The following is a 20,393-nucleotide window of genomic DNA, read 5'->3' as shown; positions in this document are numbered from 1 at the left end:
CGCCGATAGGAGTGAGTGGATCCGTCGGGTGGTTTCTTTGGATCGTTCTTAGTCACCTTGTTGTCTCTGAGGGTGTTTTAGCGTGCATGTGTTCTTTGTGCAGTGCGGTAGTGTCACGAGAATGTGAATCATGTTTTTCGTCTGTGGAGCCGAGCGCCTCGATCCACACGGATGGCCCATGTTTGAATGCTTGCGACAGTATGACGGATAACCTGGACTGTTTCATAACGAGAAATTATGAGATGATCTCGGTGCTCAGTCTTCGCGTTTCCTGCGCGAGTGAATGTGAAGCTATGGAAAACATGTTTTTCTAGGTGGGAAATATTGAGGAACTCAAAAGTGTTTCGATTTCGGTACTGGATGGTGGATTTTGAATCCTTCGCCTTCTGGTTTTCTGTTGCTTTCGTGGCCGGAGCTGGTCCCAACCTCGCAGATAATTTTGGAATCTGGGGACTTGTGTCGATATGGATTCTTATGGGGATAGTCGCGGTCGTGCTCTGGTACAAGAACAAACGGAAGTACGGAGTTGGTATCTATATTAGTCTGCCATCAAAAAATGATGGTAAGAAAGAGTCATCGCTTCCTTCGTCGGTGCGGAAGGCGATGAATCGTTCCCATCGGGACTGGTTTATCTACGGACCTGACAAGTTGATGGGTTCAGAATATAAGCGAGCGCGTTGGGTGATTAACACTATTGAACACCGTATCAATGAAGCGCAAATTAAAAATCAAGAGGACGAACCTCTGTTCCTCTATATACACAGTCGTCTTCCGGAAGCATTCGCTGTTGGACAGAGAGCAGCGGTTCTCTGGAAGGAGAATTCTATCCGCGAAGAAGGATATGAGCACCCTCCTTATCCTTTGAGCATCGACTTTCGTGTTCGTTCTTTCACGGTCTATGGAGGTAGGGAGCGCATATACGAGCTAAATTTGAGGAAAATTTTTTCCGAAAAATACCGCGAATTGGGTCAAGACTGTTGTCGTCATCGTTTCGAAAGTATTGACCTGAAAAAGAAGAGGGAAGATAATGGACTCCCTTCGCTTGAAAAGTCTCAATTGGCTGTTATCCTTCATGTCGAATCTGTAGAAGGAAGTGCGAATGCTTTTCGTGACGGGGCGGTTCTGGCTTCTGCGGGAGTGGCCAACAATGGTTATATGGTGATGGAAGAGGACAAGTGCGACCAGGCGGTATTTTTCAGCATTAATGCGAATTGTTTCTTCGAAAAACTAGTAAACGGAGAAGCGGAGTCGACTATCTGTGAGGTGTTGCATAAATGTCAGGAGTACAACGCGCGTCTTCACGGTCGTAGGGATGTTCCAGTGCGACTTTTTACTAATATACCTTCTGTATTCGCTTTCGCTGCTGGAGCGTATTTTCCTGATGGTAGCAGGATTGTTCGCTACTCTCAAAGTTACGTCGAATATTCTCGTTGGACGGGGAATGAAATAGTTGCCATTGTCGACGGTGACGACGTGGGGGAACAAACGGAGAGAAGTCTTCTTTCCCGGGATTTGGATAATGCTGTCATGTGGAGCAAAAAAGCTGATCAATCGCTGCGTGATATTGTTGAGAAAATGCAGAATTTGTCTGGCGTTTCTCTTGTTTCAAAGGGTGGGGACAGTGCCATATTCTCATTGAGAAGCAGTTCTCTTTCTGAGTTTTTGGAGTTTCTCGATATTCTCAGAATGGATACGGGTTTTCGGGTTTCGTGTGGATATGGAACTGATTCCAGGGAGGCTTTTAATTCTTTGCGAGTCGCCAAGACGTCCGGGAAAAATATCAGCGTTGGAATTTATTGATGTGGAAAATATGAAATATATTATTGTTTGACGAGGATTTAGCAAGCAGGAGTGAATATATCTTTCAGGTTCATCATCTGTTCGAGGCGGAAGATGTTGCCCCGTATGTCCGCCGGATTGTGGGTCAATCAGGATGCCAGCTTTTATCGAAAACTGGCCCAGCACCATGGAGGCTGGAAGGGGCCAGTGCTCAGGGCAAGGTGTGGGAAGCACTCGTTCTCTAGTGGAGGCGAGCACCTCCCCCTCGCGTATCTCAGCCGTCCAACGCGCGCAGCGCCGCCCGGTGCAGCGCGCCGTTGGAGCTCAGCGCGTTGCCGCCGTCGAAGCGCCGCTCGCCCGCCAGGTCGGTGAACCCGCCCCCGGCCTCCTCCACGAGGATCTGCGCGGCGGCGAGGTCCCACGGGTTGGCGACCGGCTCCACGGCCAGGTCGATCACCCCTTCGGCCACCAGACAGTGGTGCCAGAAGTCACCGAAAGCGCGGCTCTCCCAGCAGGAGTCCACCAGCCGCAGGTAGTCCGCGCGCCGCCCCTGCTCAGCCCAGCTGCCCAGGTGGGTGGTGGAGACGTAAGCGTCGCTGAGTTCGGTCACTCCGGACACCGAGATCCGTTCCACGGTCCCGTCGGCACCGACCCGCCGAAAAGCACCCTCGCCCGTAGCGGCCCACCAGCGACGCTCCAGAGCGGGAGCGCTGATCACGCCGACCACCGGTGTCCCGTCCTCCACCAGGGCCAGCAGGGTGGCCCAGGCGGGCACCCCGCGCAGGAAGTTCTTGGTCCCGTCGATCGGGTCGATGATCCAACTGCGCCCGGTGGTGGCGCTGCCACCGCGTTCCTCGCCCACCACGACGTCGCCCGGCCGGTGCTCGGCGAGTTCGGCGCGCACCGCGTCCTCCACGGCCGTGTCGGCGTCGGTCACCGGGGTGCGGTCGGGTTTGCGGTCCACCCGCAGGTCCGTGGAACGGAAACGCGCGCTGGTGATCCCGTCAGCCCGGTCGGCGAGCAGACAGGCGAGTTGCAGGTCGGTCAATGTGCTCACAACCGCAGCCTAAGGAGTCCTTCCGCGAGGACAGGCCGGGGTGGGGTCGGTTACCCAGTCGGGCTGGTGTCTTGCACGCGGCCCGCTCCACCGGCGTGCGGGTTCGTGACGTGATGTGCTGCCGAGCACGCGAAGCGCCACCCGCTTCGCCCGGTAATGCAACTAGGCTGGGACGAGTGAGCGTAGTGCTGCTGGCCGAAGACGATCCAGCCATCGCGATGCCGTTGTCCAGGGCGCTGCAGCGCGAGGGGTACTCGGTGCGGGTGCTCGAGGACGGCAACGCGACCCTGCGCGAGACGTGCGCGGGAGGGGTGGATCTGTTGGTGCTCGACCTCGGGCTGCCCGGGATGGACGGGCTGGAGGTCTGCCGCAGGCTCCGCGCGCAGGGAAGGGGAACCCCCGTGCTGATGCTCACGGCCAGGACCGACGAGGTCGACTTCGTGGTGGGACTGGACGCGGGGGCCGACGACTACGTGGCCAAGCCGTTCCGGCTGGCCGAGCTCATGGCCCGGATCCGGGCGCTGTTACGGCGCGGGGCGCCCGAGACGCTGGAGGCGGGCGGGGTCCGACTGGAGCTGACCGCGCGCAGGGTGCTGGTGGACGACCACGAGGTACAGCTGGCCAACAAGGAGTTCGAGCTGCTGCGGGTGCTGATGTGGCACGCGGGTGAGGTGGTGACCAGGGAGGAGATCCTGCGTCAGGTGTGGCCGGAGCCCAGCCGCAAGGGAAGTAAGACCCTGGACATGCACATCTCGTGGCTGCGCCGCAAGCTCGGGGACGGGCACTACCGCACGGCCGAGCAACGCATCGCCACGGTGCGCGGTGTGGGTTTCCGCTTCAACGTCGACTGATCCGGTTTCGGGGGCGGGCACATGCGCAGGCGACTGTTGCAGGCGACGCTGCTCGCGGTCGCCGTCACGGCACTGGTGTTGGGGATTCCGCTCGCCGTCAGCGCGTTGAAGCTCGTGGAGGATCTGACCCGGGGTGATCTCTCCGGCAGGGCACAGCAGATCGCCACCAGGCTGGACGAGCAGGTCGCCGCCGGGGAACCGATCGAGCTGGCCAACGTCCGACTGGTGATCCCCCACGACGCCAGACTGACCGTGCGGGTGCGTGACCAGCGGTACTCCTACGGTGACGATCCGGGTGAGGACCCCATCGTCGAAACGGTGTCCATGGTGGGGGGCGGCACCGTGAAACTGGCCGTGCCGAGCGGGCCGGTGCGCACGAAGCAGCTCCAGGTGGCCGGGGGCGTGTTGTTGCTGGCGGCGTTCTCGGCGACCGCCGGTGGCTTCGTGGCCATTCTGACCGCGCGCAGGCTGGCCGAGCCGCTGCGGCACGTGGCCGGGCGGGCGAGCCGGTTGGGTGCGGGGGACTTCCGCCCGGATCCCAGGAGACACGGGCTGCCGGAACTGGACCGGGTGGCCGACGCGCTGGACGCCTCGGGGGCGGCGTTGTCCCAGCTGATGCAGCGGGAACGCGAGCTCGTCGGGGATGTCTCCCACCAGTTGCGCAGCAGGTTGACGGCGCTGCAACTGCGGCTGGAGGCGTTGTCGGAGACCGATGACCCCGAGACGGCCGAGGAGGCCGGGGCGGCCCTGGAACAGGCCGAACGGCTTTCCGGGGTGCTGGACGATCTGCTGGCCGCCGCCACCGCCGCGAGGGCCCGGGACGCCGAACCTCTCGACGTCTCCGCCGAGCTGTCCACCGTCGCCGAGGAGTGGCGTGACCACTTCCGTTCCGAGGGGCGCACCCTGCGAACCCGGATCGAGGAGGGGTTGTTGGCGCGCGCCACTCCGGCGCGGCTGCGGGAGGCCATCGGTGTGCTGCTGGACAACGCGCTGCGGCACGGCGAGGGCACGGTGTCGCTGTCCGGGCGTTACGCCAGCGGGACGGTGCTGGTGCAGGTCGCCGACAGCGGACCCGGGGTGCCCGACGAGCTGGTGCCGCACGTGTTCACCCGGGGGTTCTCCGGCGGCGGCTCCACCGGGGTGGGGCTCGCCCTGGCCCGCGCGCTGGTCGAGGCCGACGGGGGTCGGCTCGAACTCAGCTCGTCCCGACCGGCCACCTTCGAGATCTACCTGCCGGTCGCCCGGGCCGACGACGTGCTCGGAGTCCCCTGGAGGACCGACTCCACCCCACGGTGACGGTGTCGGTGTGTGCGCTTTCCGCACGCGTTGACACGTGTGGCCGAGCGAATGTCGACGGAATCCCTCCGAAAAGACCTGAGACAGTGCGCTCCGCATACGAAGGAACCGATCTTTCTGGTTCTTTCGGGGGAGTTTCCCGTTTTCGTTCGTGCTCGCGTCAATCCGGCACGAGAAAGTGTGATGATCTTCATTGCTTGTTGAGGATAAGTGCGTCTCCTTCCTAGCGTGGTTGTCGTTGGTCTTTCTGGGGATCTGGGGGTGGGAGGAAGATTTTTTATTATGGTTTCAACCGCTTGTGATCCTTGCGGGTGGTATGTTTTTTCGTTTAATTCTGAGCGAACAGGGTGATGATATCTAATTGTTTCACCCTGATTTGTTTAGATCTTCGGGTGAAGCAGAGAACATCAGGGCGGGTTGTCGATCAGGTGAGTAAGCCCAGAATATCAAGACAGGGCTGCGCATGCGAGTGAATTTACTTGTCAGCGGCGTGCTGCTGGGGGTGTTGAGCGCCTTCTCCGGATGGGCGGTGTACTGGGCGTTCAGTGCTTATCAAGAGGTCACTTACAGGATGCCGGGAACAGCGACGACGCTGGCGGTCGGTCATGGGTCGGAACCTGGGCAGAAGACAGTCGAACCGTCCGTGGTCGCTGATGAACTGTGGAACTTTCTCAATGAACATGCTCTGGTGCTGGTGATCACTTCTGACGGGGAGGGCGCTCCGCAGCTCATAGTGGCTGATCCCGGCGGATCGCTGTCCTGGTACAACTCGGCCCGATCGGCAGGTAGTGACAGTACGGACAAGGCTCAGGGAGTCTATGTTTTTGAGGGAACCTACTCGCAACGACAGTGGAAAGGGGGGAAGGTGCCTGCTCTGATACCAGAGGGATTCGAGATCCTCGGCACTGTCTCACCGCCGGAAGGGGTCGGTGACCTGCAGTTCGTGCGTCCCTTGGGGAGTTATCAGCTTCCCCCCGGTGACTACACCATCAACACCACTGATCCAGCAGAACTTGCTGAACTCCGAAGTATTATCCATGGGGCTGGACTTGCTGATCATTCAGCGAAAAGTATGCCTTTAGGAAAGTACATCAGGACCGATCCACTGGTGGGAACCACCGGTGTGCTGCTGGGAGCCGGAAGCCTGGCCGCTGTGCTGTTCTGGACGTTGGGGCTGCGGGATCGGGCGGACGAGTTCGTGATCCGGATGCGTCACGGCGCCACCCCCGCTCGGCTGGTGTGGCAGGTGTGGCCGCGCGGTCTTCCGTTCCAGCTCCTGGGCGTGGTGAGTGGTGGCGCGCTGTCGGGCGTGCTGGTGGTGGGGGTGGGACTCCAGCCCCTGGACCGGGTGGAGTACCTGGTGCTGGGCGCGGGCGCTGCGGGCGGTCTGCTGCTCGCGGCGGGAACGTGGCTGTTGGCCACCGTGCTCGGGGTCCGGGTGCGCGGCGAGGTGCGTCATGCTGGGTGATCTCTGGGGCGGGGCGCGGATGGCGCTGCGGCGCTGGCCCACGATGCTCTCGCTGGCCGCCATGATCGCACTGAGTTGTCTGGTGCTGGCCCTCGTGCTGGCCGACGTGCTCGTCCAGTTCAAGGCGTTGCGTGGTGCCCACGAGATGCGCGAGCGCGGCGCGGTGGTTTTCAAGCCCTACTACGGCAGTATCACGGGTCCCACGGCTGTGCCCGACCGGGCGGTGTCCGATCTCGTCGAGCTGATCCGTGAGGAGCGCGCCTACACCGCCGTCATCAACAACGTGCGAGTCGACGATCCGGGCTTCGCGGGTGGCGCGCCCACCGTGCTGTTTTTCGGCTCGGAGTTGGAGGAGACCATACCCGATCTGGAGTTGTGCGAGCCGGTTCCCTGTGCCATGCGCGGCGCCGAACTCGCCCCGCCCCCGGAACCGGTCGAGTTGGCCGGACACACTTTCACCACGTTCCAGCGGTTGCCCCACTCCTCCGCCCACTTCGACGCCTATCTCGGCGCGGTGCCGTTGGACGAGCGGCTGGTGCTCAATCTGCCGCCGGAGGCACTGTCCCGGATTGACGCGAGGGAGCGCGAGGAGTCGATGTCGCGGGCCGTGCTGCTGGAGGTGAGCGAGTCCGAACTGGACGCCTACGTCGCCGGCAACGCCGACGGAGAACTCTACCTGATCCCGCATCGTATCGCTGTTGACCAGCCGCGGCGGCTGGCCGAGATCATGGTCATGTCGGCGATGTACGTCGTCGGGCTGGCGGCTTTCCTGACCCTGGTGCTGGTCGCCTTCGCCGCCGTCACGCGGCAGACGCTGCACCGCCAGCGGGCGGTCTTCGCGATCCGCCGCACCCACGGCGCCGGCCGCGGACACACCGCCGCCCGGCTGGCCGGGTTCGTCGGCCTCGTGGTGCTTCTTCCTCCGTTGCCGCCGCTGGTCGGTCTGTGGCTGCTCGGTGGCCCGCTCTCCTCCGGGGTGGTGGTGTGGGTCATGGCGTTCGTCGTGGCGGTCTTCGCGGTGCTGTGGGCCTGGGCGATGAGACGGCAGAGCGGGCACGAACTGAAAGGCCGGTGAGCACACCATGTCCCTACTGAAGGCCGCCGGGCTGTCCAAGACCTATGGGCAGGGGCGGTTGCGTGTCGAGGCACTGGACGAGGTGTCCCTGGCCGTCGAACCCGGGGAGGCGGTGGCGCTGATGGGGCCCTCCGGTTGCGGCAAGTCCACGTTGCTGAGCCTGCTCGGGCTCACCCTGCCGGCCACCAGCGGGGAACTGTTCGTCCACGGTGAGCCGGTTCCCACCCGCGAGCGTCAGCGGGCATGGCTGCGCAACGAGTTCTTCGGCTACCTGCACCAGGAGTTCGCCATCGTCGAATCCGACACGGTCGCCGCCAACGTCACCATCCCCCTGGAGTACGCCCGCCCACGTCTCCGGCGGCGACAACGGCTCGAACGGGCCCGTCAGGCGGTGGACAGCGTCGGCCTCGGCTGGGCGCTGCACCGCAGGGCCTCCGAACTCTCCGGTGGCGAGCGACAACGGGTGGCCATCGCGCGGGCGCTGGTCAACGAGCCCGGTCTGGTGCTCGCCGACGAACCCACCGCGGCCCTGGACGTCGCCACGGCTTACGAGATCGTGACGCTGCTGTTGTCGATGCGCCAGCGGGGCACCTCCGTCCTGATGGCCACCCATGATCCCCGCGTGGCCGAGCGATGCGACCGGATCCTGCCCATGGAGGACGGACGTCTGGCCGTCGAGGACACCGACACCTTCCCCTCCACCGGGCGCCACGACGGCGCGTAGTGCACCCGCCGTCCGAGGAGCCCGAGGCCGGAGGCGTCACCTCCGGCCTCGGGTTTTTCGGCGGTGGTCGTGGTGTTGCCACCCGGTTTCCTCCTGTTGACCATCGGTGTGCGGGCGATTACTTTTTCGGGATATCGGACTTAGTCCGGTATACCAAACAAAAAGGACTTCGGTCATCCGGAAAAGGACTTGGAGCCCGCATGTCCCGATTACACTCGGTGGTCGGCCTGGCAGCGGCCGCACTGCTGGGCGGAACGCTGCTGCCCTCGGCGTTCGCGGACCCCGCCGACAGCTCACCGATCGACTACTCCCTGCGGGTCAACGCCGCCGGGGAGACCACCTCGATCCCCGAGACCATGCACGGAGTCTTCTTCGAGGACATCAACGACGCCGCCGACGGCGGCATCTACGCGGAGCTGGTGCGCAACCGCTCCTTCGAGTACGACACGGTGGACAACCCCTCCTACACACCCATGACCGGCTGGAGCACCACCTCGGTCGGTGGTGCCGAGGGGGCCGCCGAGGTGGTCGACGACGCCGAACGGCTCAACGAGAACAACCGCCACTACCTGCGGCTGCGTCCGAACGCCCACGGTCGTGCCGCCTACGGGGTGACCAACGCCGGATACCACTCCGGGATGGCGCTGGAGCGCGGCGAGAAGTACGACTTCTCGGTCTGGGCCCGCAGCGACCAACCCGGCGGCACCCCGCTGACCGTGACCGCCACCGACGGCTCCGGCTCCCCGGTCGGCCGCACCATGCGGGTCCGGGTCCGGGGTGACGAGTGGACCGAGTACACCACCACCTTCGTGGCGCACAGTGACACCACCACCGGTCGGCTGCGCGTGCTCGCCCACGGTTCGGGAACGGTGCGGCTGGACATGGTCTCACTCTTCCCGCGCGAGACCTACAAGAACGAGCCCAACGGGCTGCGCCCGGACCTGGCCCGCAGGATCGAGGCGCTCAACCCCGGATTCCTGCGGTTCCCGGGCGGATGCCTGGTCAACACCGGCAGCCACGAGTCCTACCAGGCCCCGGACTGGGAGCGCCGCCGCTCCTACCAGTGGAAGGACACCATCGGTCCGGTCGAACAACGCCCCACCAACGCCAACTTCTGGGGCTACAACCAGTCCTACGGCCTCGGCTACTACGAGTACTTCCGGTTCGCCGAGAACATCGGCGCCATGCCGTTGCCGGTGGTGCCCGCGCTGGTCACCGGCTGCGGTGAGAACGAGGCCACCCACGACCCGCGGCTGCTGCGACGCCACATCCAGGACACCCTCGACCTGATCCAGTTCGCCAACGGCCCGGTCGACACCGAGTGGGGTGCCAAGCGCGCCGCCATGGGCCACCCCGAGCCCTTCGGGCTCACGCACCTGGCCGTGGGCAACGAGGAGAACCTGCCCGAGGACTTCTACGCGCACTTCGAGAAGTTCCGCGAGGCCATCGAGCAGCGCTATCCCGGGATCACCGTGGTCGCCAACTCGGGCCCCGACGACAGCGGCCCCGTCTTCGACCGTGCCTGGGAACTGGCGCGCGAGCAGAACGCGGAGATGGTCGACGAGCACTACTACAACAATCCCCAGTGGTTCCTGGAGAACAACCGGCGCTACGACTCCTATGACCGTTCGGGACCGAAGGTCTCGTTGACCGAGTACGCCTCCGAGGGCAACAGGTTCTACAACGCGCTGGTCGAGGCGGCCTTCATGACCGGCCTGGAACGCAACGCCGACATGGTGCGGATGAGTTCCTACGCCCCGCTGCTGGCCCACGAGGAAGATCCACAGTGGAGGCCGGACATGATCTGGTTCGACAACCACCGCTCGTGGGGCTCGGCCTCCTACGAGGCCCAGAAGCTGTTCGGCAACAACGTCGGTGACGAGGTCGTTGCCAGCGAAGCCTCCTCGACCCCGGTCGAGGAGAAACCGATCAGCGGTGCGGTGGGGCTGTCCACCTGGAACACCAGCGCGGCCTACGACGACGTGCGGGTGACCTCCGCCGACGGCCGGACGCTGCTGACCGACGACTTCTCCGGCGACGCCTCGCAGTGGAGCGAGCTCACCGGTACGGGTGACTGGTCCATCCAGGACGGGGCCTACGTGCAGTCGGACGCCACCGTCCAGAACACCATGGTCACGGCGGGCGACAGGAGCTGGAGCGACTACGACCTGCGACTGAGTGCCACCAAACGCGCCGGCAGCGAAGGGTTCCTCGTGGCCTTCGGAGTCAAGGGCACCGACAACCACTACTGGTGGAACCTGGGCGGCTGGAACAACACCCGCTCGGCGGTGCAGAAGACCACCGCCGGCAGCTCGCAGACCGTGCTGTCCAAGGACACCACCATCGAGACCGGCCGGGAGTACGACATCCGGATCGAGGTCCGCGGGCGGCGGGTGACCCTTTTCCTCGACGGCGAGAAGTGGGGCAGCTTCACCGACGAGCAGCGGGCCGAACCGTTCCGTCAGGTGGTCACCAGGGACGAGGAGACCGGTGAGCTGATCGTCAAGGTCGTCAACGCCCAGAACAACCCGGCCCGCACGGAGCTGGACATCGAGGGTGCCTCGCGACTGGCGAGCACGGCCCACCTGACCACGCTCCAGGGCGATCCCGACGCGGTGAACACCGCCGAGTCCCGGCCGATCAAACCCGAGAAGTCCGTGGTGCGGGGTGTGGACGAGAACTTCACCCACACCTTCCCGGCCCACTCGATCACCGTGATGCGGATCAGGACGCAAGGCAACTGACGGCGAAGCTTTCCGGCCGGCTCGCCCGGGAGTTCGGGTGGCGGAACCTCCCGCACGACTCTCGCTCCGGGGAGGCCCGACATCGGGTAGGCACCTACACCACGTCGGGCCTTCCTCGCGAGAGCCGCACCGGAGAACCCGCGGTTGGTCGAGCCGCGTACTGCTCGTTTCGGCGCCGGAAGCGCCGAAAACACCGCACCCGCCAAGCGAGCCCCGCGAAAACAGCGCCCGGAAAACCTCGACGAGGAGTACGACATGACGAACAACCTGAATCGCCGCTCGTTACTGCGCGGCGGAGGAGCCGCCGCGGCGGGAGCGGCGGCCGTACCGCTGCTCGGCACCCCGGCGGGTGCGACGGAGCAACGGCCCGGTGGGGGAGTCGGACACGGCCCCCCGGTCGGCGGTGCGGACTCCGTGGTACCAACGCGCGACCCGCTGATCGAGCAGCGCGCCGATCCGCTCATCACATACCCACACCGCGGCATGTACTACATGACCGGTTCGGTGCCCGCCTACGACCGCATCGTCGTACGGGGGGCTCCCACGCTTGAGGGGCTGGCGCACACCAGGGAGAGCACGGTCTGGAAACGTCCCTCCTCGGGAAGGATGGGCGGCCACATCTGGGCGCCGGAACTGCACCGCATCGACGGCCGCTGGTACATCTACTTCGCCGCCGGTGACTCCGACGACGTGTTCCGCATCCGGATGTACGTGCTCGAATCCCGTGCCGAGGACCCCCGCGAGGACGCCTGGGAACTGCGTGGGCAGATCACCACCGCCTGGGACACCTTCGCGCTGGACGCCACCACGTTCGAACACCGGGGCAGCCTGTACTACGTCTGGGCCCAGGCCGAACCCGGCATCGACACCAACAGCAACCTCTACATCGCCGAGATGGACTCCCCGGTGGCGATCAAGGGGGACCCGGTCCGGATCGCGGTGCCCACGAAGGAGTGGGAGACCCGAGGTTTCAGGGTCAACGAGGGGGCCTACGTGCTGATCCGCAACGGGCGGGTCTTCATGACCTTCTCGGCCAGCGCCACCGACGCCAACTACTGCGTGGGACTGCTGACCGCCGACGCGGAGGCGAACCTGCTCGATCCGGCCTCCTGGACCAAGTCTCCCCAGCCGTTGCTGGAGACCAACGAGGCCAACAGCAGGTACGGCCCCGGGCACAACTCCTTCACGGTGGCCGAGGACGGAGAGACCGACGTGCTGGTCTACCACGCGCGGTCCTACCGCGAGATCGACGGTGATCCGTTGTACGACCCGAACCGCCACACCAGGGTGCAGAAGTTGAACTGGTACCCGGACGGGACGCCCGCGCTCGGGATCCCGATCGCCGAGGGCGAGTCGGTGGTCCGGTTCTCACCGTTGGACAGCCCGGAGTCCTTCGTGCGGCACGGCCAGGGCGGCCGGCTGGTGGTCGACCGGGTCGCCGACCGTGTCGAGCGGAGCCAGTTCCGGATCGTGCCCGGCTTCCTGGACCCCGGCAGGGTGGCGCTGCGGTGCGTCGATCTCCCCGACCACCACGTCCGGGTGAGTGACGGATCCCCCGTGATCGCGCCCTACACCGACAGCGACGAGTACGGCCGGGCCAGCGGATTCATCCGGGACGAGGGGCTGGCCGGTCGCGAGGGCGTGTCCTTCCGGTTGTCGGAGGACCCGCACAGTTATCTCGCACATCGCGAGGGCAGGCTCGTGGTCGAGCGCCCCCGGAGTTGGGCGGACCGACAGCGGGCGACCTTCCGGGTGCGGTGAGCCGCCCGCCACGGCACCGAGAGCCCCGTCCGGTGCCGTGGTCGGGCTCCACGCGGTCCGCGCACGAGAAACGCCCCCCGCGTGCGCGGACTTCCGGGTGGGGTCCGCCGGACCCCACCCGGTTCCGGGGCCGCACTCAGCCCGCGGCGGGACGGGAGACGCCCCGCTCCTCGTCCGGCTCGTGGGGAGCGCCGTTCTGGTCACCGTCGCGTTCTCCGGCGGCTCGCTCGACGGGAAAGGGTTCGACGTTGGAACGTTCCTCGGTGCTCTCCTGCTCCCGAGTGGGGAAGACCCAGCGGCGGAACGCCCACCAGCGGAAGGCCATGCCGAGCAGCACACCGAGCACCTGTCCCGCCGTGAAGTCGGCCAGCTCCTCGACGAGCGGTGTGGTGTGGGGCGTCTGCAGATGCAGCACATAGCGGGAGATCCACAGCGGTGCCGCGTAGAGCGCCACGGCTGTCCCACTGACCAGGAAGTACAGCCCCGCCTCGTGGTGGCGTCGACGCCCGCCCCGGGTACGGAAGGCCCACTCCCGGTTGAGGACGTAGGACACGACAGTGGCCACCAACACCGCCACGACCTTGGCCGTGACCGGCTTGGGTTCCAGCACGGTCCACTTGAGCAGGTAGAACAGTGCCGTGTCGATGGCGAAGGTGCTCGCACCGACGAAGGCGAACTTCACCAGCTCGCGATGTCTGACGACCAGACCCCGCAGCGGAGTGGGCACGCGCGTGAGCACCGTATCGACTACAGACACCCGCCGAGTCTACGGAGCTCCTCCCGGGTGTCCCCCGGGGTCGGCAGACATCGGACCCGGAAAGTGGACGATCTCACAGTAACGTTTCGCCCGTCCGAGGCGATATTTCTGTTCATACTCATCGGTGTCCTTTCCCGGGAGGGCTCCCGGGCGGACCGCCTCGTCCGTGGCCGGGAGGCGACCCCTGCCCGTCCGGCGGCCCGTGGCCGTGGTGCCCGTGTCCACGTTCGGCGGGGGAGTGCTCGGTGGTTTCCGGGGGTGCCGGGTTCGGCTCCGGTCCTCTGTCGGTTTCCGGTGGGGCGGAGGTGGTCGGTGGCGAGTTCCCCGGGGTCGGAGGCGGAGACGTCGAATCCGTTCCGGGCTCCTCCGTCGGGGGAGTCGTTCCGGGCGGGGAGGTGCCCGGTGTTTCCGTCCCTTCGGGGGAGGTGGTGGGCGGGCTCGGCCGCTCCGGAGACGGCGGTTCCTCCGGCGGACCGGGGCCGTCGGGATGCGGCCAGTCGTGCGGCAGCGGCGGCCACCACGGTCCGAGTTCGACGCGCTGCCGGTCGGTGGCCTCACCCAGCTCGGCGGTGACGGTCACCTCGGCCGGTTCCTCCCGCTGCCACGGGAAGCCGTGTCCGGGTTCCGCCCCGTTCTCCCGATCGGGGAAGCGACTGTCGACCAGCCACACGGTCACGTCGGTGCGTTCCTCGGGATCGAGGGGCGCCGTGCACCGCAGCGCCGCCTCGGAGTGCGTGCAGGAGTCCGGGATCCGCACGGGCCGCATCCGCTCGGGAAGCGTGATCGTGGTCACCGCCGTTCCCGGCACGTCGCCGGTGTTGGTCACCCGGGCGCTGATCCGGGCCAGCCACGGGATACCGGTCCAGCCGCGCGCGGTGACCGCCACTCCGGGCTCACGTTCCGGAGTCACGTGCACGGTCACGTCGGCCAGCGGCAGCGAGAGCCCGTTGGCTGTGGTGACGTCCAGGACGATCCTGCCATCGTTGGCCCGCTGCCCGGCACGCAGCCGGAACTCCGGTCGTAGCGTCTCCCCGGGGCGTAACCCCCGCCGGGTGGTGCAGCTCAACGCCTCGTCGGCGACGGTGCACGTGAAACCCGGCCCGGGGGAGGTCTCGGCCGCCCGACGCGCGGTCGTGGACGGGGCCGGGAACCAGGCCGGTGCGGTGTTGGCGGGTGCCGTTCCGGAGCCTCCGGCCGTGTCGGCTTCGGGCAGGCGGGCCGTGATGCCCTCCGGGAGGCTGACGCGCATGGTCACCGGTGCCGAGGTTCCGTCGCCCTTGTTGCGCACCGTCACCGGCAGCTTCTTCGGATCTCCGCCCGCCACCAGCCGGATCGGTTCGGCGGGACCACTGGCCACCAGCTCCGGCTGTGGTTCCGGCGGGGCGGGGGGTGGTTCCTCGGGGGTACTCGGTTCGACAGGTTCCGGTGACGGTCCGGGTCGCGGTGGTGGGTCGGGTGGGGACGGGTCCGGTTCCGGCGGGCGCGGGGTGGGGGTGCTCCGTTCCGGCGGGGGTGGTTCGGAGGCCGCCGGGACGGACTGTTGCCCGTCGGCGGCCAGGCCGAGCGCGACGGCGACCACCAGGGCGACTGTGGAGGCGGCACCGCCGAGGATCTGGCGGGGCAGGGAGGTGGCGGCCTCGGCGGCTCCCGCCGCCGTTCCCGCACCGGCGGCCCCGGTGACGCCCGCGGCCGCCGCCGTGCTCGCGGATTTTCCGGCCAGGTATCCGGCCGCCGCCGTTCCCAGCAGGAACGGGGCCACCACGCTGCGCAGACCGCCGTTGATGTCGCCCAGTTCGGCGGCCAGGGCGCTGCACCGGGAGCAGGAGTCCAGGTGGGCGTCCACCTGGGCCGTTTCCCTGCGGGAGAGGCCGCCTCTGGTCCAGGCCCCCAGCCGCCGCACGGTCGCCCCGCACCGTTGGAGGCCCTCCGCGGACTCTTCGAGTTCGCCGAGGTGGACCTGGAGGTAGGCCTGGCGCAGTCCCTCCCGGGCCCGGTAGGCCAGGGCGGAGACCCCGTTTGGGGTGAGACCGAGCAGGGGGGCGACCTCGGCGGGGGACTGCTCCTCGATCTCCAGGTGCCACAGCACCGTCTGCCAGCGTTCGGGCAGGCGTTGGAAGGCCCGCGCGGCCAGGGAGCGTTCCAACCCGGCCACAGCGGTGTCGGTGAACGGCACGTGCAGGTCGGTGTTCTGTTCGGCGGAGATCTCCTCCGAGTACCGCAGCTTGCTGTCCTTGCGGCTGCGGTCGTAGGCGGTGCGGCGGATCGTGGTGAGCAGGTAGGCGCGGAAGGCGGTGTCGGGGCCCTGCCCGGAGCGCAGCCCGGTGAGTACCTTCGCGAAGGCCTCGGAGACCAGGTCGTCGGCTTCGCCGGAGCCGTTGGTCAGTTGCCGGGCCATGTTGTAGGCGGCGGCGACGTGCCGCCGGTAGAGAACGCCGTAGGCCTCACCGGAGCCCTCGCGGACGGCTTCGATGAGCTCGCTGTCGCCGGCGTCTTCGAAATCGCCTGGGACCGTTCCCACGCTGTGTTCTCCCCTCGTCGGATCACCGGCAACCGGACGCGTTCCATGAACGACTCGGACCGGGACTGTACCCAGCGGGGATTGTGATCGAACTCTCCGGGTGAACGCTATTCACATCACCGTCACGGGGTAGCCGCCCACACGTCCCGACTGTGGGAGTCACGAGTAGGGAGGTCGGATGCGTCGGTCTGGCGAACACGAGCGGGGTTCCCGTGCGGGGGAGCGCGGGCTTCCGCTGTCGACGGGGCTGCCCGAGGACGGCGACCTCCGGGAACGTCGTCGCGCACTGCGCGCGTGGTGGTTGAGCGCGACGCTGGCCGCAGGGTGGCCGTTCCCGGGGGACTGGTCCTGCTCGGGGGTGGACCAGGTCTGCGACGCTCTGTTGGGGCGGGGAGAGTTGTTCGACGCCCTCACCGAACTCGGCCAGCAGCGGGCCCGCGCCGGGATCGGTCTGGACGAGACGCTCAACGATCTGGCCGCGTTGTACGAGGTGCTCGGAAGCGAGGGCGAGGGAGTGGTGCCCGCCCGGGGGGACTGTTCCGAGCTGCCGGCCGAGCCGCTGCGCACCGTGGCCGTGTCCTGGGCCGACGTGACGGCGGGCCGTTCCGCCTCCCGGGAGGTGGTGGACGCGTTGACCGGGCTCACCACCGGGGCGTACCTGCGGATGCGGCTGTACGAGGTGTACCGCGAGACCGCCGGGGCCGGACAGGGAGACCGGCAGGGATGGGATCACTACGCCCTGCTGGTGGTGACCCTGTGCCCGACGGAGGGAACGGACCGTTGGACGCACCTGATGGGGGTGGTGCTGGCCTCCGACGTGCTGCGCACCGAGTTCGACGCGGGCGAGACGGTGTCCCTGCTGCGGGAGTCCACCCCGGTGGTGTTGGTCAGACAGCGGAAGGGGCTCGCCGAGCGGCGCCTTCGGGCCGAACGGACGATCGCCGAGCGGCTGCGGTCCGACCCGGAGCTGGCGCGGGTCTGCGCTCCGGGGGAGGGGCCTCGCTTGCGGTGGTTGCGGCTGCCCGCGGAGTACGCGCAGGCCTGCGCGCTGATCGACTCGTTGTGCTGAGTGCGCACCGTGCCCCTCGGTCGCGGCGGGTTCACCCGGAGCGGGTAAGCTGTCCGGGCTGTGGACCACCGGACTGCAACTCCCGTCGTCGGCATGGTCGGTGGTGGCCAGCTGGCGCGCATGACGCATCAGGCGGCCATCGGACTCGGCCAGTCGCTGAAAATATTGGCTTCCTCTCCGGACGAGTCGGCGGCCCTCGTGGCCCCGAACGTGGAGATCGGCTCGCACACCGACCTGGCCGCCCTGCGCGCGTTCGCCGAGGGGTGTGACGCCGTCACCTTCGACCACGAGCACGTGCCCAACGAGCACCTGCGCGCCCTGGCGGCCGAGGGGGTCGCCGTCCACCCGGGCCCGCGGGCCCTGCTGCACGCCCAGGACAAGCTCGTCATGCGACGCGGGCTCGGTGAGCTGGGGCTGCCGGTTCCGCCGTTCGCCGAGATCACCCGCGTGGAGGACGTGCTGTCCTTCGGGGCCGAACACGGCTGGCCGTGCGTGCTGAAAACGGCCCGGGGCGGCTACGACGGCAAGGGAGTGTGGGTGCTGAACACCCCCGACGGGGCTCGGCGCACCACCGGAGAACTGCTGGAGGCGGGGGCTCCGTTGCTGGCGGAGCAGCGGGTGCCGCTGCGCCGTGAGCTGGCCGTGCTGGTGGCACGGTCCCCGTTCGGCCAGGGCGGGGCCTGGCCGGTGGTGGAGACCGTGCAGTCGGAGGGCGTCTGTGTGCAGGTGCTGGCCCCCGCGCCGAATCTTTCCGAGCAGCTGCGGGAACAGGCCCAGAACATCGGCCTGCGGATCGCCGAGGAACTCGGGGTGGTGGGGGTACTCGCCGTGGAGCTGTTCGAGACCCCTGACGGCCTGGTGATCAACGAGTTGGCCATGCGTCCGCACAACTCCGGGCACTTCAGCATCGACGGGGCGCGGACCTCGCAGTTCGAACAGCACGTTCGCGCCGTGCTGGACTACCCGCTCGGCAGCACCGAGCTGACCGCGCCCGCCGTGGTGATGGGCAACGTGCTCGCCGCCGCCACCGAGCCGAGGATGAGCGTGGACGAGCGGCTACATCACCTGTTCGCCCGCTACCCGCACGCGAAGGTGCACCTGTACGGCAAGACCTCCCGGCCCGGCCGCAAGATCGGCCACGTGAACATGCTCGGCGACCGGATGGACGAGGTCCGCGAGCAGGCTCGGCTGGCCGCGCACTGGTTGGCCCACGCCGAGTGGCCGGACGGCTATTCGGTGCACTGACCGGCGCGCTGTTTCGGCTCGTGCGGGCGGTGTCGCCGGACAGCCGGTGTCGGTGGCGGGGTCGAGCACTGTCGTTTCGCGTGGCCGGAGTCCGGTGAGGTGAGAACCGGTGGCGACGGGTTCCGTGCTCCTCCTCTTCGTGGTTCGATCGTGGGCTTCGGAAGCTGTCCGGCGAGCTGCGAAGGAGGTCACCGAGTGAAGGCGGTTGAGGGGCTGTGGAGTGGGGTCGCATGGCGCAAGTCCAGTCACAGTGACCCGGAGCGGGACTGCGTCGAGGTGGCCGGGGCCTTTGGTGTGGTCGGTGTGCGGGACAGCAAGCGGGGTGAGCAGTCGCCGGTGCTGGTTTCGACCGGGCGCGTTGGCGGGCCTTCGTGAGCGCTCTGGCGCGGTGACCGGGCTCGTGTCCGTGAGCCGTCGGGCCGCTGCAGCACACGTGCAACTGGGGCAACAGCGACGGCGGCTCCTCCTGACGAGAACGTCGCTTCATCCCGCGCGAGCGTGACGACGAGGCCCGCGAACCGCCCGGCGAAACCCAGGGGTTCCGGGCCTCGTTCCGTGCGCCCGCGACTCGGGACCGTCCTCAAGACTCCGGCGCGAACTCCGCCGCCGGGGGAGGTCTAGGCTCTGCGGGGAGTTCGCAAGCCACGTATCGGGAGGAAACCTTGGCGGAGTCGGGGGAACAGCAACGTTCCGGGGAGCCACTGGTCGGTCTGGTGATGGGAAGTGACTCGGACTGGCCGGTGATGGGGGAGGCCGGGGAGGTTCTGGCCGAGTTCGGGGTTCCCCACGAGGTGGGGGTGTACTCGGCGCACCGCACTCCGCGGCGGATGCTGGACTACGCGCGTGGCGCCGCCGACCGGGGAATCCGGGTGATCATCGCCGGTGCCGGGGGAGCGGCGCACCTGCCCGGCATGGTCGCCTCGGCCACGGTGCTTCCCGTGATCGGCGTGCCCGTGCCGCTGAAGCACCTGGACGGGATGGACTCGCTGCTGTCGATCGTGCAGATGCCCGCCGGTATCCCCGTGGCCACCGTCTCGGTCGGCGGTGCCCGCAACGCCGGGCTGCTGGCGGTGCGCACCCTCTCGGCCGACTCGGGTGAGCTGGGCGGCAGGCTGCGCTCCCGCATGGCCGAGTACCAGGACGAGCTGGAAGGCAAGGTGCTGGACAAGCACGCCGCGCTGCGGCAGCGGGCCGAGGAGCGGTGACTGCCGAGGCCGTAGCCTGGCCCTTCCTCAGCCGAGGTCGTTGACCAGCACGGCCTCCTGGGCGGTGCCGACGGCACCCTGCCGGTCGAACAGGCGGGCCCGGGCGAGGCCGATCCCGTTGGTCTCCACCGAACGCCGGATCTCCATGCCGAGCCAGTCCCCCGCGGGCCTGCGGTGCAGATAGCAGGTGATGTCGGTGTTGATCCACGGCCCGAACAGCTCGCCGACCGGACTGGCCGCGCTGACGCAGTCCACCAGGGTCGCGGTGTGCACCAGCGGGCTGAGCTCCTCGCCCGGCAGCAGCGGCACGGGCATGCGCATCCACAGCCGACTGGCGTCCGGGCTGCTCTGGTCGGCGACCCAGCGGACGTCGACCACGTCGTGCACCCCCCAGCGCAGCCCCAACTCGGGCGGGATCAACGAGCCGTCGGGGATCCCGTCCGGTCCGGGGAACGGGACTTCCGTCCGTTCGCCCCGGCCGTCCAGCTCGGTGGGGCGCAGGGCCTGGAAGGTGGCGCGGGTCAGGGGGCGGCCCTCGCAGGTGAGTTCGGCCTCCACCACGTGGAGCCGTTTCCCGGAGCGCAGTGTTCGCGTGTCCACCGCCACCTCACGACGCGGCACCGGCCGCATCAGGTCGAAGGTCATCCGGGCGAGGGACAGTTCCTCGTCGGGCAGGGACCGCTCGACGGCGCGGGTGAGCAGCCCGGCGACCGGTCCGCCCCCGGTCAGCTCTCCCCACGGGTTGCCAGCCGCCTCGGTGGGCAGGAACCCGTCCCTGGTGAACTGGAACAGCGTCTGCGTGTTGTCGGACACACCCGGATGCTACTCGTCGGTAAAGAAAATT

At 67.2% G+C, this 20,393-nt stretch carries 16 protein-coding genes; 12 read left to right on the top strand and 4 right to left on the bottom strand.

Features of this window, described 5'->3' with window-relative positions; all coding sequences use genetic code 11:
- Positions 1 to 363: 363 nt before the first annotated feature.
- Positions 364 to 1,800, top strand: a complete 1,437-nt coding sequence (locus ACTMO_RS23040) for a hypothetical protein (protein ID WP_157062899.1) — start codon at positions 364 to 366, stop codon at positions 1,798 to 1,800.
- Between the two features lie 253 nt (positions 1,801 to 2,053).
- On the opposite strand, the gene hisN is transcribed toward ACTMO_RS23040, so the two are convergent.
- Entirely contained in the window at positions 2,054 to 2,827 is a 774-nt protein-coding gene (hisN, locus tag ACTMO_RS0114575) for a histidinol-phosphatase (RefSeq protein WP_019855425.1), read from the bottom strand.
- Positions 2,828 to 3,012: 185 nt separating this feature from the next.
- Between hisN and ACTMO_RS0114570 the strand changes: the two genes are divergently transcribed.
- The 7 genes from ACTMO_RS0114570 (at position 3,013) to ACTMO_RS0114535 (ending at position 12,755) form a co-directional block, all read left to right on the top strand.
- Positions 3,013 to 3,687 carry a response regulator transcription factor gene (locus ACTMO_RS0114570; protein WP_026449254.1) on the top strand — a complete coding sequence of 225 codons (675 nt, stop codon included), beginning with the start codon at positions 3,013 to 3,015 and terminating at the stop codon, positions 3,685 to 3,687.
- A gap of 21 nt (positions 3,688 to 3,708) precedes the next feature.
- Positions 3,709 to 4,983: an ATP-binding protein gene (locus ACTMO_RS0114565; protein ID WP_019855423.1), complete on the top strand. Its 1,275-nt coding sequence runs from the start codon at positions 3,709 to 3,711 to the stop codon at positions 4,981 to 4,983.
- A gap of 1,072 nt (positions 4,984 to 6,055) precedes the next feature.
- Complete coding sequence (locus ACTMO_RS23035) at positions 6,056 to 6,451, top strand: hypothetical protein (protein ID WP_019855421.1); 396 nt, start codon at positions 6,056 to 6,058, stop codon at positions 6,449 to 6,451.
- On the top strand, positions 6,441 to 7,526 hold the full coding sequence (locus tag ACTMO_RS0114550) for a hypothetical protein (RefSeq protein WP_019855420.1): 1,086 nt from the start codon (positions 6,441 to 6,443) through the stop codon (positions 7,524 to 7,526). Before ACTMO_RS23035 ends, ACTMO_RS0114550 begins: the two co-directional genes overlap by 11 nt.
- A gap of 7 nt (positions 7,527 to 7,533) precedes the next feature.
- Positions 7,534 to 8,250: an ABC transporter ATP-binding protein gene (locus ACTMO_RS0114545; RefSeq protein WP_019855419.1), complete on the top strand. Its 717-nt coding sequence runs from the start codon at positions 7,534 to 7,536 to the stop codon at positions 8,248 to 8,250.
- Positions 8,251 to 8,450: 200 nt separating this feature from the next.
- Entirely contained in the window at positions 8,451 to 10,994 is a 2,544-nt protein-coding gene (locus ACTMO_RS0114540) for an alpha-L-arabinofuranosidase C-terminal domain-containing protein (protein ID WP_033401549.1), read from the top strand.
- 255 nt (positions 10,995 to 11,249) lie between these two features.
- The gene (locus ACTMO_RS0114535; RefSeq protein ID WP_026449253.1) at positions 11,250 to 12,755 is read left to right on the top strand and encodes a family 43 glycosylhydrolase; all 1,506 of its coding nucleotides are present in this window, start codon (positions 11,250 to 11,252) and stop codon (positions 12,753 to 12,755) included.
- Between the two features lie 136 nt (positions 12,756 to 12,891).
- Here the strand turns inward: ACTMO_RS0114535 and ACTMO_RS21155 are convergent, their stop codons facing one another.
- A complete protein-coding gene (locus ACTMO_RS21155; RefSeq protein WP_084792141.1) occupies positions 12,892 to 13,512 on the bottom strand; it encodes a GtrA family protein in 621 nt (206 codons plus the stop codon).
- A 118-nt stretch (positions 13,513 to 13,630) separates the two neighbouring features.
- Entirely contained in the window at positions 13,631 to 16,030 is a 2,400-nt protein-coding gene (locus ACTMO_RS0114525) for a sigma-70 family RNA polymerase sigma factor (RefSeq protein WP_019855415.1), read from the bottom strand.
- Positions 16,031 to 16,208: 178 nt separating this feature from the next.
- Between ACTMO_RS0114525 and ACTMO_RS0114520 the strand changes: the two genes are divergently transcribed.
- The 4 genes from ACTMO_RS0114520 to purE all read left to right on the top strand — a co-directional run bounded on the left by ACTMO_RS0114520 (position 16,209) and on the right by purE (position 19,549).
- Positions 16,209 to 17,099 (top strand): hypothetical protein, encoded by an 891-nt coding sequence (locus tag ACTMO_RS0114520; RefSeq protein WP_019855414.1) that lies wholly within the window; start codon positions 16,209 to 16,211, stop codon positions 17,097 to 17,099.
- Between the two features lie 60 nt (positions 17,100 to 17,159).
- Positions 17,160 to 18,344 (top strand): 5-(carboxyamino)imidazole ribonucleotide synthase, encoded by a 1,185-nt coding sequence (locus ACTMO_RS0114515; RefSeq protein ID WP_026449252.1) that lies wholly within the window; start codon positions 17,160 to 17,162, stop codon positions 18,342 to 18,344.
- A gap of 195 nt (positions 18,345 to 18,539) precedes the next feature.
- Positions 18,540 to 18,719 carry a DUF397 domain-containing protein gene (locus tag ACTMO_RS23030; protein WP_019855412.1) on the top strand — a complete coding sequence of 60 codons (180 nt, stop codon included), beginning with the start codon at positions 18,540 to 18,542 and terminating at the stop codon, positions 18,717 to 18,719.
- 341 nt (positions 18,720 to 19,060) lie between these two features.
- Positions 19,061 to 19,549: a 5-(carboxyamino)imidazole ribonucleotide mutase gene (purE, locus tag ACTMO_RS0114505; protein WP_033401962.1), complete on the top strand. Its 489-nt coding sequence runs from the start codon at positions 19,061 to 19,063 to the stop codon at positions 19,547 to 19,549.
- Between the two features lie 27 nt (positions 19,550 to 19,576).
- On the opposite strand, the gene ACTMO_RS0114500 is transcribed toward purE, so the two are convergent.
- The gene (locus ACTMO_RS0114500) at positions 19,577 to 20,362 is read right to left on the bottom strand and encodes a thioesterase family protein (protein WP_019855410.1); all 786 of its coding nucleotides are present in this window, start codon (positions 20,360 to 20,362) and stop codon (positions 19,577 to 19,579) included.
- Between the last annotated feature and the right edge of the window lie 31 nt (positions 20,363 to 20,393).

The sequence above is a fragment of the Actinopolyspora mortivallis DSM 44261 genome, assembly GCF_000384035.1.
Taxonomy (GTDB): domain Bacteria; phylum Actinomycetota; class Actinomycetes; order Mycobacteriales; family Pseudonocardiaceae; genus Actinopolyspora; species Actinopolyspora mortivallis.
This window is presented reverse-complemented; position numbering and strand designations above follow the sequence as displayed.